At 36.5% G+C, this 16,443-nt stretch carries 18 protein-coding genes and 1 pseudogene; 15 read left to right on the top strand and 4 right to left on the bottom strand.

The features are described 5' to 3' along the window. Window positions 1-258: 258 nt before the first annotated feature. Window positions 259-903, bottom strand: a complete 645-nt coding sequence (locus ACY3LV_RS02855; protein WP_333561156.1) for a YitT family protein — start codon at window positions 901-903, stop codon at window positions 259-261. 117 nt (window positions 904-1,020) lie between these two features. Between ACY3LV_RS02855 and ACY3LV_RS02850 the strand changes: the two genes are divergently transcribed. From ACY3LV_RS02850 to ACY3LV_RS02840, 3 genes are read left to right on the top strand one after another with little or no spacing between them, the layout of a single operon-like run. After that, window positions 1,021-1,473 (top strand): MarR family winged helix-turn-helix transcriptional regulator, encoded by a 453-nt coding sequence (locus ACY3LV_RS02850; RefSeq protein ID WP_087993909.1) that lies wholly within the window; start codon window positions 1,021-1,023, stop codon window positions 1,471-1,473. Between the two features lie 30 nt (window positions 1,474-1,503). Beyond that, window positions 1,504-2,022, top strand: a complete 519-nt coding sequence (paiA, locus tag ACY3LV_RS02845; RefSeq protein WP_333561155.1) for a spermidine/spermine N(1)-acetyltransferase — start codon at window positions 1,504-1,506, stop codon at window positions 2,020-2,022. A gap of 20 nt (window positions 2,023-2,042) precedes the next feature. Next, a complete protein-coding gene (locus tag ACY3LV_RS02840) occupies window positions 2,043-2,660 on the top strand; it encodes an FMN-binding negative transcriptional regulator (RefSeq protein ID WP_253268842.1) in 618 nt (205 codons plus the stop codon). A 498-nt stretch (window positions 2,661-3,158) separates the two neighbouring features. On the opposite strand, the gene desA is transcribed toward ACY3LV_RS02840, so the two are convergent. Continuing rightward, window positions 3,159-4,187: a Delta(5) desaturase DesA gene (gene desA / locus ACY3LV_RS02835; protein ID WP_464863367.1), complete on the bottom strand. Its 1,029-nt coding sequence runs from the start codon at window positions 4,185-4,187 to the stop codon at window positions 3,159-3,161. An 845-nt stretch (window positions 4,188-5,032) separates the two neighbouring features. On the opposite strand from desA, the gene cspC reads away from it, so the two are divergent. Then, complete coding sequence (gene cspC, locus ACY3LV_RS02830) at window positions 5,033-5,233, top strand: cold shock protein CspC (RefSeq protein ID WP_148963072.1); 201 nt, start codon at window positions 5,033-5,035, stop codon at window positions 5,231-5,233. 921 nt (window positions 5,234-6,154) lie between these two features. Here the strand turns inward: cspC and ACY3LV_RS02825 are convergent. Next, window positions 6,155-6,616: a CarD family transcriptional regulator gene (locus ACY3LV_RS02825; protein ID WP_148963073.1), complete on the bottom strand. Its 462-nt coding sequence runs from the start codon at window positions 6,614-6,616 to the stop codon at window positions 6,155-6,157. 721 nt (window positions 6,617-7,337) lie between these two features. Between ACY3LV_RS02825 and ACY3LV_RS02820 the strand changes: the two genes are divergently transcribed. Continuing rightward, a complete protein-coding gene (locus ACY3LV_RS02820; protein ID WP_333561153.1) occupies window positions 7,338-7,715 on the top strand; it encodes a hypothetical protein in 378 nt (125 codons plus the stop codon). A 305-nt stretch (window positions 7,716-8,020) separates the two neighbouring features. Continuing rightward, a complete protein-coding gene (locus ACY3LV_RS02815; protein ID WP_148963075.1) occupies window positions 8,021-8,575 on the top strand; it encodes a cupin domain-containing protein in 555 nt (184 codons plus the stop codon). 161 nt (window positions 8,576-8,736) lie between these two features. Here the strand turns inward: ACY3LV_RS02815 and ACY3LV_RS02810 are convergent, their stop codons facing one another. Next, window positions 8,737-9,297 (bottom strand): recombinase family protein, encoded by a 561-nt coding sequence (locus tag ACY3LV_RS02810; RefSeq protein WP_464863366.1) that lies wholly within the window; start codon window positions 9,295-9,297, stop codon window positions 8,737-8,739. A gap of 218 nt (window positions 9,298-9,515) precedes the next feature. Between ACY3LV_RS02810 and ACY3LV_RS02805 the strand changes: the two genes are divergently transcribed. From ACY3LV_RS02805 to ACY3LV_RS02765, 9 genes and pseudogenes are all read left to right on the top strand, one after another. Continuing rightward, on the top strand, window positions 9,516-10,982 hold the full coding sequence (locus ACY3LV_RS02805) for a SulP family inorganic anion transporter (RefSeq protein WP_202328993.1): 1,467 nt from the start codon (window positions 9,516-9,518) through the stop codon (window positions 10,980-10,982). A 17-nt stretch (window positions 10,983-10,999) separates the two neighbouring features. Further along, complete coding sequence (locus tag ACY3LV_RS02800; RefSeq protein ID WP_464863365.1) at window positions 11,000-11,419, top strand: universal stress protein; 420 nt, start codon at window positions 11,000-11,002, stop codon at window positions 11,417-11,419. Between the two features lie 567 nt (window positions 11,420-11,986). Further along, window positions 11,987-12,247 carry a metal-sensitive transcriptional regulator gene (locus ACY3LV_RS02795; protein WP_087993538.1) on the top strand — a complete coding sequence of 87 codons (261 nt, stop codon included), beginning with the start codon at window positions 11,987-11,989 and terminating at the stop codon, window positions 12,245-12,247. 157 nt (window positions 12,248-12,404) lie between these two features. Then, the gene (locus tag ACY3LV_RS02790) at window positions 12,405-12,887 is read left to right on the top strand and encodes a DsrE/DsrF/DrsH-like family protein (RefSeq protein ID WP_268456360.1); all 483 of its coding nucleotides are present in this window, start codon (window positions 12,405-12,407) and stop codon (window positions 12,885-12,887) included. 24 nt (window positions 12,888-12,911) lie between these two features. Next, window positions 12,912-13,280, top strand: coding sequence for a rhodanese-like domain-containing protein (locus tag ACY3LV_RS02785; protein ID WP_333561148.1), 369 nt, complete (start codon window positions 12,912-12,914; stop codon window positions 13,278-13,280). 78 nt (window positions 13,281-13,358) lie between these two features. Next, window positions 13,359-13,916: a sulfurtransferase TusA family protein gene (locus ACY3LV_RS02780; RefSeq protein ID WP_333561147.1), complete on the top strand. Its 558-nt coding sequence runs from the start codon at window positions 13,359-13,361 to the stop codon at window positions 13,914-13,916. 15 nt (window positions 13,917-13,931) lie between these two features. Then, window positions 13,932-15,063 (top strand): annotated as a pseudogene (locus ACY3LV_RS02775) (MBL fold metallo-hydrolase); the annotation flags it as partial. 32 nt (window positions 15,064-15,095) lie between these two features. Continuing rightward, window positions 15,096-15,323 (top strand): sulfurtransferase TusA family protein, encoded by a 228-nt coding sequence (locus ACY3LV_RS02770; protein WP_333519305.1) that lies wholly within the window; start codon window positions 15,096-15,098, stop codon window positions 15,321-15,323. 61 nt (window positions 15,324-15,384) lie between these two features. Further along, on the top strand, window positions 15,385-16,161 hold the full coding sequence (locus ACY3LV_RS02765) for a sulfite exporter TauE/SafE family protein (protein ID WP_464863364.1): 777 nt from the start codon (window positions 15,385-15,387) through the stop codon (window positions 16,159-16,161). The last annotated feature ends 282 nt before the right edge of the window (window positions 16,162-16,443 follow it).

Here is a 16,443-nt window from a genome sequence, read left to right as displayed (position 1 = left end):
ATATAACAAGCGTTGAAGTAAGAAGGGGACTATAGTGTTATCTTTACAACCATATAATGAATGACTTCAGTGCTTCAAATAAAAGTTTTTTGTAATTATGATAAGCATCCACTTTATTGAGGGCCTAGTGGGTGAATAACCCTGTGGAGGTTCAAGTCCTCTCGGCCGCATCAATGATACCAAGGGTTTTGACGACCTTGGTATTTTTCATATTCATTTGTTTTTAACCTCTTGCGGCCCACTTACTTAAAATACCTTCTATATGGAATGCTTTTTATCTTGTCCATCATTTGGTGATGTACTGGAGTTTGTTAATATGGGATCCAACACTTTTTCAGTAAAGGGCATGAAGTAATTAAGTATTAACCCACCTAAACAAACGGTTAGTATAGTTCCAACGCCAATTGGTCCATTCAAAATAAACGCCATTATCAAGAAGACGAGGTAAATGAATGTTCTCGAAAAAAATATATTGGTTTTCGTTAATTCTTTTATGATTAATGTTAGCCGGTCAACAGGAATCGGGGCGAATTTTGTGTGTAAATATGTTGCGGTTCCCAATCCTATAACAACTAAGCCAATTGCAAAACAAACAATTTTGCTGTGCAAAGTTTCAGGTGTTACAGAAAAATGCAATAAAAAAAGCCATATATCAATCCCCATACCCGTTATAAAGGCCGTTAACAACCCCGAAATTTCAGGTTTTTGTCTTTTTAAAAATGAATTACAACATATTAATATAAGAGCTATGATGACTTCCCAACTTCCCACAGTAAGCCCCACATTTATGGACAGTCCCACCAAAAGTGCGTCAAAAGGGGAAGCTCCAAGATCTGATTGAATCGTGAAAGAAATACCAAGGGTTAAGATTAAAATTCCTAATACATAAAAAACATATTTCACTTTACTCGACCTCTTTATCTTTATTTTTTGTTGTAAATACAACAAAGATGAGTTATATTTAATGTACGTTATTTTTATTGCAAATACAACAAAAACATATACGTAAGGAGTTTAATGATGAAGGATATTCTTCGTGAAATTGGAATGATTGCACGAGCATTGGATTCTATAAGCAATATCGAATTTAAAGAACATGACCTGACAAAAGGGCAGTATTTGTACCTTGTACGAATATGTGAAAACCCGGGAATCATTCAAGAAAAGTTAGCTGAGATGATTAAAGTAGACCGAACAACCGCAGCTCGTGCAATAAAAAAACTTGAAATGAAGGGCTTTATTGAAAAGAAAGATGATGAACATAACAAAAAAATAAAAAAACTCTTTCCGACGGAAAAGGGGAATGAGGTATTTCCTTTTATAAAAAGAGAAAATGATCATTCGAATCGTGTCGCTTTAGAGGGATTTTCTGAAAGAGAAGCGGAGACCATTTTCAATTTTCTTCAAAGAGTAAGAAAAAATATAGAAAAAGATTGGGATTTTGTAAAAAAAGGGAACAAGAGAAATTATTGATGTGATGTTATAAAGGAGTGACATATTTAAATGACTATCAATATAAAAAAGTGCACACTTGAAGATTTGGGCAAACTTCAAGACATTAGTTATGAAACATTTAATGAGACATTTAAGGATCAGAATTCGCCCGAAAATATGAATGCCTATCTGGAAAAGGCATTTAACTTAAAACAGTTAAAAAAAGAATTGTCCAATATTTCTTCGCGCTTCTTTTTTGTATATTTTCATCATGAAGTCGCTGGATATTTAAAGGTCAATATCAATGATGCTCAGACTGAAGAAATCGGTGTTGAATCACTTGAAATCGAGAGGATTTATATCAAGAACAAATTTCAAAAACATGGACTTGGTAAATATCTGTTAAATAAAGCTATGGAAATTGCGAAGGAACTGAATAAAAAGAAAATCTGGCTGGGCGTATGGGAAAAAAACGAAATTGCTATTGCTTTTTATAAGAAAATGGGGTTTGTTCAAACTGGAGCCCATTCTTTTTATATGGGGCATGAAAAACAAACGGACTTTATAATGGCTAAAACACTTATATAAATTTTGGAAGGAGGATGATTATGTATATTCCAAAATATTTTAAGGTCTCAAATGTTGATGAAATTTGGGATTTCGTTCAAAAAAACTCTTTTGGCACGATCGTCACGACAGAACAAGGGAAACCAATTGCCACGCATTTGCCTTTGGGGTTAAATAAAAAAGGTGATGATTACTATATCACTGGGCATATCGCTTATGGAAATCGTCAGTGGAGAACATTTGAAACCTGTGAAGATGTGCTTGTTATGTTTCAGGGAACACACGCTTACATTTCTTCTTCTTGGTACGGGCATGAAGATGTTCCGACATGGAATTATCAAGCCGTCCATATATACGGTCAAGCAAGTATTTTAGAGAGAGATGAATTAATAGAAGAATTAACAACAATGATGGAAAAATACGAAAAACATCGAGAAAATCCAATTTTATGGGATAAACTTTCCCCTGAACTCTTAGAAAGACAACTGAAAGCGATTGTCGGTTTTAAGATTAAGGTGGATGACATTCAGGCTGCATATAAATTAAGTCAGAACCGAAGTGAAATGGATTATATGAATATCATTGATCAATTGCAAAATGAAGGAAATCCAAATTCGAAACAAATGGCAGAACAGATGGAAAAGAGATTAAAAAACTAAATATAAGCCCACTTTTATTAAACCTTTAGATTCGAGAATTAAAGAATGGAACTGGAGCAGTTATGTTTGCAGCTTCTATTCATTGCTCTTTCTTTCATTAGATTGGGATGCGAACTTTGAATTAATCAGTGTGCTTACAGCCTAAAAACAGTGCCCATTTTATGCCCAAAATGAATATAAAACGATGAAAATACATGTAATAAATGAATTCAAATGCTTGAAATGACGGGCTTTTGTAACTGATAATAAGCTTTCACTTTATTGAGATCCTAGTGGGTTAATAACCCATGGAGGTTCAAGTCCTCTCGGCCGCATCCCAATAATATCAAGGGTTTAACCACCTTTGGTATTATTTTTTTGGGCGGAATACGATATTGTGGAGTCTGTAAGTGTGTTGGGCACTAAAAAAGTGCTGGCCTCTGCACAAAACCGTTGCGCGAGACTGCACTTTTATTCTGCAAGATACACTGCCCCTTATCATCGGTTAGGGGAATTTATTTAATCCGCTCCAAGCCGCGGTGATACTTGGCTTTTAGAAGCTTTTTTTAAGTGGCTAAAACCAACAAATTTTTTGCCTTCTTCATCCCATAGGCGGAACTTTAACGACTTAAGACTTGTTGCCAGTGTAATGGTCGGCACGTTTTGCAATGGTTCAGTGTTGTTATGTGCTTTTTCAAGCTTATAGTTTGGGACTCTCGGGCTTAAATGATGAACATGATGGAAACCGATATTGCCTGTCAGCCATTGCATCACTTTTGGAAGTTTATAAAAAGAGCTTCCTTCAACTGCTGCTTTTACATATTCCCAATGCTCATCTTCTTCAAAATAAGAATCCTCAAACGTATGCTGAATATAAAATATCCAAATTCCAAGAGAGCCAGATATCATAAAAATTGGCACCTGAACCAGCAGGAAGTTTTGCCAGCCGATAGTCAAACATAAAAGTGCTGCTAAAGCGACAATCCCTAGATTCGTTACATACGTATTCATTCGTTCTTTGCGTTTTGCTCTTTTACGATTAAAGCGATTGGTAATTCCGAATACGTAAATCGGCCCTAAAATAAACATAACAAACGGATTTCTGTACAAACGGTACATGATTTTTGTCTTCGTTGAGGCTTCCTTATATTCCTCGACGGTCAGCACCCAAATATCGCCAGTGCCTCGTTTGTCCAGGTTGCTGCTTGTCGCATGATGGACCGAATGGTCGTGTGCCCAATGATCAAAAGGATGCAGAGTCAGAATTCCTGTGATTGTTCCAAGGATTCGATTCGCCTTTCTGTTCTTAAAAAAGGAATAGTGGCAGCAATCATGAAAGATGATGAAGGTTCTTACTAAAAAACCTGCCGCAACGACAGAAATGGCTAATGTAAGGAAATAAGAAATGGTCAAGCTCTTATATGCCAAATACCATAGCAGGAAAAATAGTACTAATGTGTTAATGATCTGAAAAATACTTTTTTGTAAATCAGACTTTTCATAGGGTGTAACCAGTTTTCTCAAAGTCCTTAGGTTTTGTTCATTCATTTTTTAAAAATTTCCCCTTCCCTGATGTTCTTCTAAGTATCGTAAACGATTATCTTTGAAGTCCCGGCGTCATACACCGCAGATAATAAGTATCTTTCCCATTCATATGAGAAATTATTGGAAATACAAAACTAATTTCCAGTTCAAATAAACCTTTTAGCAGGACAGCCAGGATACAATCGGCGTATGAAAATTATACCCGGCTCTTTATCTGGCCAAACTCTCGTCCTGCTTCCCAATGAGAATCGGTTTATTTAGACCCGGGAACATGTTATTTGCGGCTGTCAAAATAAAGAGAGTTAAAAAACCTGATTACTATTGAGCTGTTTCTTCATTAAAAAGGCTTTGGGAATTCGGCAAATGGGGAATACCATGAGAGATCGTTTGAAACTATCTGAAGAAACAAAGCTTTAGCAGTAACAGCACTGCTTTTAAAAGAATCGGAGACTTGAGCAAGAAACAGCTGCGCTTTTTAAAGAAATCTTTAACAGTTACAATAATGAAGTACTATTTAGCAATGAAAAAGGTATGAAGACAGTCGCGATTCATTTCACGGTGTTTTCAAATCATAGTTGTTAATGGATCTCGTAGATATGTTTTAAATTCAATGGAGATTTAGATTCTATTTGTGCTTACCGCTTCTGAACCGAGAGACAATGTTTGAAAAATAACGCTATGAATAAAATGATAATTTTAATTTGCAATTATTTCCGATTCATGTTATGATAAAGAAGAATTATTTTTGTTCGGTGTAAAGGATAGTATGAATATCGACTTTTCGTCTTGATGATACTATGGGCAAGGATAGTATATATTGTGTGGTAACACACTAGGAGGCAATAAAAATGGAACAAGGTACAGTAAAATGGTTTAATGCAGAAAAAGGTTTTGGCTTCATCGAACGTGAGAACGGAGACGATGTATTCGTACACTTCTCTGCTATCCAAAGCGAAGGATTCAAATCTCTAGACGAAGGTCAAAAAGTAACGTTTGACGTTGAGCAAGGTACTCGTGGAGCTCAAGCTGCTAACGTTCAAAAAGCTTAGTCTTCAATCGTTTATACAAACAGGCTCTTTATATAGAGTCTGTTTTTTTATGTTCTCTGTAAAATACATAAAAAACCCTACTCAACGGTCGAGTAGGGTGATGGTAAAAGGTAATAGAAAAAGATTTAACGCTTCAAAGGTTTGTTTACAGTATAACATATTGGATTGACAATATGCGGAAAGTATATAAAATATTTATATTTCTTTCCTGTATTTTATTTTTTCACTAACCTGCCTTTAATTTAAATACAAGACAAGTCCTCCAAACCATGTTCAGTAAACCACTTTTCCTGTTCCAAATACTAAGTAGCCATAGTTCGGGCTGTTTAACGAAGAGGCAAAAACAAGTGCGAAATTCAAAAAAGTCGGATTAGTTAAAATAACAGCTGATTCATCTGCTATCACAAGAGAAGTAACCCTTTTTCGCTTCTTTCACTCGTTACTTCATTCTTGCGTTGGCATGTGTTTCATTTTAAAGATTTCGCTATTTTTATTGTTGATCATATATTTAGATGGTACAAACTCGTGTAGCTAGAACACTTACGATTCACTGTCACAGTGAATATGAAAAATTCTTAAAGAGTAAGGGGAAATGGATTGATTTTTGCTGGAAATCATCACTTAAATATACCTAAAACAATGAAAGCCCTACCTCTCTTCCATCTCTACGGCTCCTTGTCCGTGCCAGTGTGAATCAGGATTGAAAAATCAAGTGACTATTTCGTTTTTTTCTAAAATGTTCGCAGAAGAAATGTAAATAATAAAAATGGAATAGAATGCAGAAATAACATAGAGGTTACTGTTCTAAAAGTAAGTTAAAGAAGTTGAATGTATTTGAAATGATTTATTTTACTTTTAATCATAATATTATCAAAAAATTCAGGATATTTTTGAAATACAATACATCACCAATAATTAATCTTAACAAAAACTTTTGATTTGATTTTCAGTGATTCCTTTCATTAACTTCAGTTCACTAATCAAAAATTCATGTGCATGATCCAGCATTTTTTTTTCGCTTGTATTAAGTGCTTTTTCTTTCTTCATACGCATTAAATCACGTACTACTTCAGCGCCTTCTAGTATATCACCCGTTTTTATTTTGTTCGTGTTTACTTGATACCTTTGTTTCCAAGGCAGCAACCTATCTGATTCTCCATGCTGAAAAATGTGTATAATGTGTTTTAATGCAAGTATATCAGTAACTGGTCGTATACTTGAATTCAATAGTTTACGCGCTGGAATCATAACTGTCATGTTACTGATTGACATTCTTATGACATAATACAGCTGTTTTTCTTCTAAAAATTCTTTTTCTTCTATGGCTTCAATTATACCTGCTCCGTGCATTGGATAAACAATGTTATCGCCAATTTGAAACATTACATACACCTCCATATATAAGTACCTTCTTAAGATTACCATACATGTAGGTGTATTATCAAATATTCTATAATAACATGGTTATTTTTTTATTGTCAATAACTTTTTTAAAAAAATCAGATCGAGCAAAAGCAACATCAAAACAATAGGGAACGTGCCGTAATTCCAATGAAGGAAAAGTCTATGGCTACGTGTATCCTAAAGCCGGCTCATTATTTTTTCATTGAAATGATTTATTAAAATCTCCTTTAGAAATTCATGACTTGGCATCAATTCATGAAAATGGAAGGCGGGAGAGTGAAATGAAATCGGGATATGCTTAACAGTAAAACGTATCTATGCAATTAACGATGTTGCGAAGTAAGTGATAATTTCAATACCGGGTAGTTAGAATACAAAATTATTTCATTTTCAAGGATTTGATACTCCGTTAGATAAAGGTTACGTTATAATTTTTGGTAAAAAAGGAGGAAGCTGTTTTTTATCATCTCATCTAAAAAAGATGAAGCATACTCCATTGTGTTTATGTTGATAAGCCACTGTTAATTCGACATTTTATGAGGTCAGTTACCAACCGGTATCTGTTAGGTCTTCATAAGAAATAGTGGTGTGCGGCTGTGATTGAACTGCATATTCATCATTCAATCACATAAAATGGATATGGAAATTTTTAAAAAACGGGATATCCATTTTTGTATTTTTATAAAAAGGAGTCATCACAATGCTAAAAAGATTTTGTCTGGTCTTGCTTACGTTAATGATGTCTATAGTTGTTATGCTAGTGGCTGCTAAAAATTCACCTGGAGATCATGTCATTTCATTTGATGAGCCTATTATTTTAATGATATCAATTGGGATCGTTGTATTTTTATTCATCCCTCCATTAGTTATGTCGTTTTTTGGCAACTTGATTGTAAGAATCATATCTGGAGTATATCAATGTTTTATCGTTTTCGCTTTTATGGGGGGAATTCCAATAGGGTTTCTTATTCCCAATGGCTTTTTGACAATTCTTTTTTCTATTGTAGGAACTTTAGTTAGTATAGCTAGTGTTATAGTAACCTTACTAATTGGCAGAAATAAAGAAGTTACATTATAACTAATATAATTTCACTTTATCGAGGAAGAGGTTCACAGCCCTGCGGCTAATAAGGGACAGTGGCAGTTGGACAATTAATAAAGAAGAAGTGTGGAAAGGCAGTTGCTTTCCTGTAATAATTGAATAAATGACACCAAAACCACCTTGAAAACCTGTTTTCATGGTGGTTTTTTGGCAAAACTTGATGTGTTCATTTGCTCTCGTGAACTAACCATCAGCCATTATTAAGAAGTTATGTAAGTGGCACATTCCCACAATAAACGAATAGGGTAATATCATAAAATAAAAAATGTGGTGATCGAAAAATGTATTATATACCTGTTACACATCAATATCCTTATTATGTGTATGCACCAATGTGCTGCGATGGAAGGTCGGTTTATTGGATGAATCCATATAAAATGAAGCATGAAAACGCAGGCCAAAACCTTCACTTGACAGATTATGGGCCGAAACCATTTGTTATTAATATTAACAAAGCGACAAAACAAAACAATACATTCCGTACCGCGCTATGGACAGGAGCGCACCTGCAAGTTACTGTAATGAGTCTTGATATTGGAGAAGATATCGGTTTGGAAATGCATTCTAACCTCGATCAATTCTTGCGGATTGAGCAAGGCCGCGGGATCGTTAAAATGGGCAAGAGCAAAGATCAGGTAAACTTTCAACGAAATGTCTATGATGATTCAGCCATCGTCATACCTGCCGGCACATGGCACAATCTGATCAATACAGGCAATACGCCGCTAAAACTATACTCCATTTATGCCCCGCTTAACCATCCGTTTGGCACGGTCCATGTGACCAAAGCAGATGCAGAAGCTGCGGAAAAGGAGAACAGTTCATACAAAAATTGAGCGGGTTAATGAGACTTTTTCACAAAGTGTTTCCCAACATTTATCTTTTTCGGTTTTAACACAAACCATTTCCGGCGTTGTTTATGTGGATCATTTTTGAGAGGGAATGAATCACGAATAAAAAACATACCCAAAATAGGTATGTTTTTTATTCGTGAGTATTATGAATCAAAATCATTCCAATTATCTAAATAACGGTACAGTGTTGTTTTACTGATGCCCGTCTCTTTGGTAATTTGCTGAATGGTATACGTTTTGCTTTGATACATTTCCATCGCGCGTCGGACATTATGGTCTGGTTTCCTCGGACGTCCTGTATTTTTCCCCTTTAATTTCGCTTCTTGAATTCCAAGCTTTGTGTTTTCACTAATCATGTCAAATTGAAATTCGCTGACTCTTTCTAAAAAATCGAAGAATATGGAACCGTTTTTCTTTGTGGTGTCCACTTTGTCTAATATTGAAATAAAGTGGCTTTGTTTCCTTTTGAAAAAATCAATGATATCAATTAGGTTTTTTGTAGAGTCCGCAATGCTGTATAACTTATAAATGATTACGGTATCTCCGGCCTTTAAACTGTTGCATAATGACTCAAATTCTGGTCTGTTTTTTGCTGAATTTGTTTGTTCAATATATATTTTTTCACAGTTGAACCCTTTAAGTGCGGTTATCTGTTTTGTTACATCCTGATCTTGACTAAACGGACGTGCATATCCAAAAATCAAATCATCAACTCCTGATGAATTTTGTATATTTCATTATAACAAAATAAGATGGATAGCGCAGAATGTGCTGTCAGTTCCAAAAAAGATCTATTTTGGAACAAAAAATTGTAGACATTTGAATTCTTGTTTGTTACATTCTAAATAGTTATAAACGACCCTGGCTTCTATGAGAGTTAGAAGTCAACAAAAAATAATCATAAAGAGGTGTACTGTATTTTATGTTAAAAAAATTAAATATCGAGTGGTTCTCAAATATAAGAGGGGACTTATTAGCCGGGATTGTCGTTGCTTTGGCATTAATTCCTGAAGCCATTGGTTTTTCTATTATTGCAGGTGTTGACCCGATGGTGGGATTGTATGCCTCATTTTGTATTGCGGTGGTGATTTCTTTTGCGGGCGGAAGGCCTGCGATGATTTCTGCGGCTACAGGGGCTATGGCGTTGTTAATGGGAACGCTGGTAAAGGATCACGGATTACAGTATCTGTTTGCTGCTACGATCCTGACGGGTATCATCCAAATCATATTTGGGGTTCTAAAAGTGGCGCGATTAATGAAATTTGTACCTCGATCGGTCATGGTAGGTTTTGTTAATGCGCTGGCCATTTTAATTTTCATGGCACAAGTTCCTCATTTTGTTGGTATATCCGGTCTGACATATGTGTTTGTCGGCATAACCTTAGTCATCATTTATTTGTTCCCGTTTATTACAAAAGCTGTTCCAAGTCCTTTAATAGCAATTGTATTTCTCACGGTCGTTTCTATTTGGGGTCACTTTAATGTTCAAACAGTTGGAGATTTAGGAACAATCAAACAAGCTTTGCCGAACTTTTTGATTCCCGATGTTCCATTAAACTTTGAGACGTTATCAATTATCTTCCCGACTTCTATTGCTCTAGCTGTCGTTGGTCTGCTTGAGTCGCTGTTGACGTCTTCCATTGTTGATGACATGACTGACACAGATAGTAATAAAAACCGGGAAAGCCGAGGGCAAGGGATTGCCAATATCGTTGCCGGATTTTTCGGCGGTATGGCAGGGTGTGCCATGATCGGTCAATCTGTTATTAACGTGAAATCTGGAGGGAGAGGGAGACTGTCAACCTTTACGGCTGGTATGTTCCTCATGTTTTTAATACTCGTTTTAGGTGAATGGGTTGTTCAAGTTCCTATGCCTGCACTGGTTGGCGTTATGATTATGGTTTCAATTGGAACATTCGATTGGTCTTCAATCCGGACGCTTAAAAAAGTTCCGTTCACTGATTCGGTTGTCATGGTTGTCACAGTAATTACTGTAGTGGCAACAGATAACTTATCCATTGGTGTAATCGTAGGCGTCCTGTTAAGTGCTATTTTCTTCGCTTCTAAAATTTCACGAGTAAAGGTGGATTTGTCTTCTGTTTCTGAGAAAGAGGCTGTTTATGACATTAAGGGACAAGTGTTCTTTGCTTCTGTTCAAGATTTTGTGAATTCATTTTCATATGAAGATGTAAAAGAGCGTGTTGTGATGAACTTTTCAGAGGCGCATATTTGGGATGATTCTGGTGTCGCCGCAGTGGATAAGGTTGTTTTGAAATTCAAAGAGAATCATGCAGATGTTACATTGGTTGGCTTAAACGAATCAAGCCAACATTTGATTGAAAAGCTGGCTACTTACAATCATCCTAACGCACAGCCGTCAAGCCACTAAGGGGAAGGTGAAGGGGTATGTATCAAAATATTTTGTTGGCAGCTGATGGATCAGATCATTCCATTCGATCAGCAGAACATGCAATCCGTATAGCGAAACTGGTGCCTGATGCAAGAGTGGAAATCATTTTTGTTAAAGATTATTCAAAAGCGAAAACCGAAGTGCTTCATACCGCGAGTTCTGCAGAGTTAGAAATGGAAAGGCGTAAAAAGTTAGAGCCGATTTTAGAAAAATTTGAGCAAGCTGGTGTCCGGCATGATGTAATAATGAAACACGGAGAACCAGGACCGACCATTGTTGCTTATGCAAATGAAAATCAATTTGATATGCTCGTAGTAGGCAGCAGGGGATTGAATTCACTGCAGGAGATGGTGTTGGGCAGTGTAAGCCATAAAGTTGCGAAACGAGTGAACTGTCCTGTGCTGATTGTAAAGTGATGGATGTAACAAGCCGATTTAATATAAAATCGGCTTGTTTTTTTACTGTTGTTAATTTAGCTGGGCACAAGTGATAGGTGGTTTTATTTACAGTCTCAAAACAGCACTTCGTATCAAAACGATCCGAAATCTAATTTTCACGCACTTGACTTTATACCAGTGGGGGTATATTATTGGTTCACAAATAAGAAGCATTTAAAAAGGCGTTGTGAATAAATTTCTTACTTGGCTGTCGCATTCCTGCTTATTTTGATATTGATCTATGCCATGTCTAGACGTTATTATTCTGCAGGTATTTTTGTCTCAATAAAGAAGAATTAGTAGCCATGGATGTGACCATATTAGATATCGTCATTTTAACGATGTAACCAATTTTTCAAAATGATTTTATTTTAAACATTCCATATGCGTATCTAAAACGTTTTTATTTAGAGATTCCGCGTGATAAAATACACATAATAGTTTATGATAAGGCAGAATTAAATGTGGGAGTGTGTTTTCTAAAGAAGGTATTCATGTGAACAGTTATGAATTGCAAAAATTAATGAAAGAAAGGATTTCAACGATATGGAGTATGATCAAAAGGTTAAAAATCGCTTACGCCGGATAGAAGGACAAATTAAAGGTGTATTGACGATGATGGAGCAAGGAAAAGACTGCAGAGAAGTTGTGACTCAATTGGCAGCCTCACGCAATGCAATTGATAGAGCATTAGGTGTTATTGTTGGCACAAATCTTGAACTTTGTATTCGTGAAAGTTTGGACCAGGGAGAAGACACATCCAATTTAGTAAAAGAAGCAGTCGACTTACTGGTGAAGAGCCGATAAAAAATTCATCAACCTATCATTTTTAAGGTTGACGAATTTTTATATGTGTTATAATATACCCCTACCGGTATTTGAATGATTGAATTATAGCCTTAACTTTTAAAAAATTTTGCTTTCGGTATACCCCTAGGGGTAATTGGAGGTTGGGAGGATAAACATGACAGAACAAACAAAACGCACAACGATTGTCTTATTTAGCGGGGATTATGATAAAGCGATGGCAGCTTACATTATTGCAAATGGTGCAGCCGCCTATGACCATGAAGTGACCATCTTCCACACGTTTTGGGGATTAAACGCTTTACGTAAAGAAGAGCTGGTCCCTGTAAAAAAAGGATTTCTTGAAAACATGTTTGGAAAGATGATGCCTCGAGGTGCTGATAAGATGGGCTTATCTAAAATGAACTTTGCGGGTATGGGCCCTAAAATGATCAAAAATGTGATGAAAAAGCATAATGCGCTAACATTGCCTCAGCTAATTGAGATGGCTCAAGAACAAGGTGTAAAGCTCGTAGCTTGTACGATGACAATGGATCTGCTTGGTTTGCAGGAAAAAGAACTATTAGATGATATCGACTATGCTGGTGTAGCAGCTTATTTAGCTGATGCTGAAGAAGGTACTGTTAACTTATTTATTTAATTGAAGAGAGGTGAATCGAATCCGATGGATAGCAGAGCCATCATCTATACCATACTCATTTTGTTTTTTCTATGGATATTGATTCGTAATTTTTTACCAGTAAAAGGTGTGAAACAAATGACAACGACAGTTTTAAAATCAGAGCTGAAAAGTAAAGGGATACAGTTTCTAGATGTCAGAACACCTTTTGAGTTTCGTACAAAGCATATTAAAGGTTTTAAAAATATTCCCTTGTCAATACTGCCTCAACAAACAAATCAACTTTCGAAAGACAGGGAGATTTTCGTTATATGCCAAAGCGGCATGAGAAGTATGAAGGCGAGTAAGGTATTGAAAAAACAAGGATTTAAAAGTGTTACAAATGTAAAAGGCGGCATGAATGCATGGCATTAATATCGGTGAAAGGAAGAAGATCTCTTTTTTTGACGGATTATATACCCCTACCCCTATTAGATAAAAGGAGGAAATAACATGATACAAGCACATGTTGTATTAGATGCTAAAGGTTTAGCGTGTCCGATGCCTATCGTCAAAACGAAGAAGAAAATGAAGGATTTAAAAGCTGGTGAAGTATTAGAAATTCAAGCAACAGACAAAGGCTTTACGGCAGATTTGCAAGCATGGGCAAAAAGCACAGGTCATCAATATCTAGGTACTGAAACAGAGGGAGATATATTTCGCCATTTTCTTCGTAGAGGAGGCGAGCCTGCATCAGAGAACGCATCTTCCATTCCGGACATTTCATTAGAAACTTTCAAGCAGAAAGTAGAAAGTGACGAGCCTCTTCACATTTTAGATGTTCGGGAGGTGGAGGAGTATGAAGAAGCCCATATCCCGGGTGTTGTGCATATCCCTCTTGGTGAAGTGGAAAAACGCTCTAGCGAGTTAAACAAAGATGATGAAATTTATATCATTTGCCATTCAGGAAGAAGAAGTGAAATGGCAGCCCAAACGATGAAAAAACAAGGTTTTAAAAAGTTAATCAACGTTGTCCCCGGTATGCGTGATTGGACAGGGAAAACAGAGTAATTAAAGGAGGTATATAAACATGACTGTACAGGCAACTACCGCAAAAGAAGTGACACAAAAAATTTTCAACAAAGAACCTTTATTCATTCTCGATGTGCGTAATGAAAATGATTTTAGCGATTGGAAAATTGAAGGACATGATTTTGAACATTTGAATGTGCCTTATTTCGACCTTTTAGATGGCGTGGAAGATATCTTAGGGAAAATTCCTTCCGATAAAGAAGTGCTAGTCGTATGCGCAAAAGAAGGTTCATCTGTAGTGGTATCCGAGATGCTTTCAGAAGCCGGTCTTTCTGTATCGTATCTTAAAGGTGGTATGAAAGCGTGGAGCGAGCATTTAGAGCCGGTAAAAGTCGGCGATTTAAAAGACGGCGGTGAGGTGTATCAGTTTGTTCGAATCGGGAAAGGCTGTCTGTCATACATGGTGATTTCCAATGGTGAAGCGGCGATTATTGATGCGACACGTATGGCGGGTGTCTTTATGGATTTTGCAAAGGAAAAGGGTGCGACGATTACCCACGTATTTGATACACACCTTCACGCAGACCATATTTCAGGCGGCAGAGTGATTGCCGAAAAAACAAAAGCAATCTACTGGTTACCGCCTAAAGATGCTGAAGAAGTGGTATTCGATTATCAGCCGTTGGAAGAAGGAAATGACATTGTCATTGGAAAAACAACGATTAGAATTCAACCAATATATTCTCCTGGACATACCATTGGCTCCACTTCTTTCATTGTTGATGGTGAGTATCTCCTTTCAGGTGATATCTTGTTTATCGATTCAATCGGCAGACCGGATTTAGCCGGTATGGCAGAAGATTGGGTAGGAGATTTAAGAAAAACGCTTTATAGCCGTTACAAAGCGTTATCAAAGGATTTAATCGTATTACCGGCACACTTTATGATCATTGATGAGTTAAATGAGGATGGAAGTGTAGGTAAAAAACTAAGTACATTATTTACCGAGAATCATGGTTTGAACATTGCGGATGAAACAGAATTTAGACACCTAGTGACAGATCATTTGCCTCCGCAGCCAAATGCATATCAAGAGATTCGCGAAACAAATATGGGGAAAATCAACCCAGATGAAGAAAAACAGCGTGAAATGGAGATTGGGCCTAACCGTTGTGCAATTCGGTAACACAAGATTCTATTAAAAGAGGAGAGATGAACATGAAATCAGATAAAGTATTAGATGCAAAAGGACTGGCATGTCCTATGCCAATCGTGAGAACGAAGAAAGCGATGAATGAACTGGATTCAGGTCAAATATTAGAGGTGCATGTAACAGATAAAGGAGCTAAAAATGATTTGGCTGCTTGGTCTAAATCAGGCGGGCATGACCTTTTAGAGCATACTGATGAAGGTGATGTATTGAAATTCTGGATTCAAAAAGGCTAATGAATGTGAAAGGGTATCGAATAAAAAGATACCCTTTTTCTTTGAAAAGGAGGAAACCAAAATGGATATTGCCTTTATCACAACTCTTTTCATTATAGGGTTTATTGGTGCCTTTATTTCCGGAATGATTGGTATTGGCGGATCAGTTATTAATTATCCAATGCTATTGTACATTCCTTCTTTAGTGGGAGTGATATCATTAACCGCTCATGAAGTTTCAGGGATAGGAGCTATTCAAGTCTTTTTTGCGACACTGGGCGGTGTTTGGGCTTATCGTAAGAGTGGGTTTTTAAATAAAGCATTAATCATTTACATGGGAAGCAGTATTTTTATAGGGAGTGTATTAGGAAGTTACTTTTCTCATCGCATATCTGAACAAGGAATGAACTTCGTATACGGTATTTTGGCTATTATAGCTGTTATATTAATGTTTATACCTAAAAAAGGACAAGAACATAGGGAAGGCGAAGAAGTCATATTTCATAGAGGGTTAGCTTCATCCTTAGCCTTTATCATTGGCGGGGTATCAGGTATTTTAGGAGCTGGTGGAGCTTTTATTCTCGTTCCTATTATGTTATCAATTTTAAATATTCCTGTAAGAATCACCGTCGCTTCATCTCTTGCGGTTACATTTCTATCATCTATTGGCGCAACATTTGGAAAGGTAATCACAGGACAGGTGCTTTTTGTACCAGCTTTGGTTCTTATGATCGCTAGTTTAATCGCTTCTCCTATTGGCGCAAAAGTTGGACAAAAGGTAAATACAAAATTCCTGCAATGGATTTTAGCGCTATTAATATCAGCGACAGCGATTAAAATCTGGTTAGGATTCCTTTAGGGATAAAATATTGAGCGTTAACCTTTTGAATAAGGCCCGAGGGAACGGCGATTATTACTGTGATGTTGCTCAAAAGAATAATGGTTATACCCTATACTGTTTACGCGAATGGAAAAATTTAACCGTGTTTAACCTCTTAGAGGCTGAAGGTATGAGTCTGACAAACTGCTACAAGTAAAAGAAAAACAAGCATCATGTGAAATGCTTGTTTTTCTAAAGAATCATTCACTTACTGTTGAGATGTTTCTTTTGATTAATATTGTATGCCACTAGACATACGGC

This window comes from Bacillus sp. 11C, from assembly GCF_055486375.1.
The sequence above is the reverse complement of the archived record's forward strand: the minus strand, read 5'-3'. Positions and strand labels throughout refer to the sequence as shown.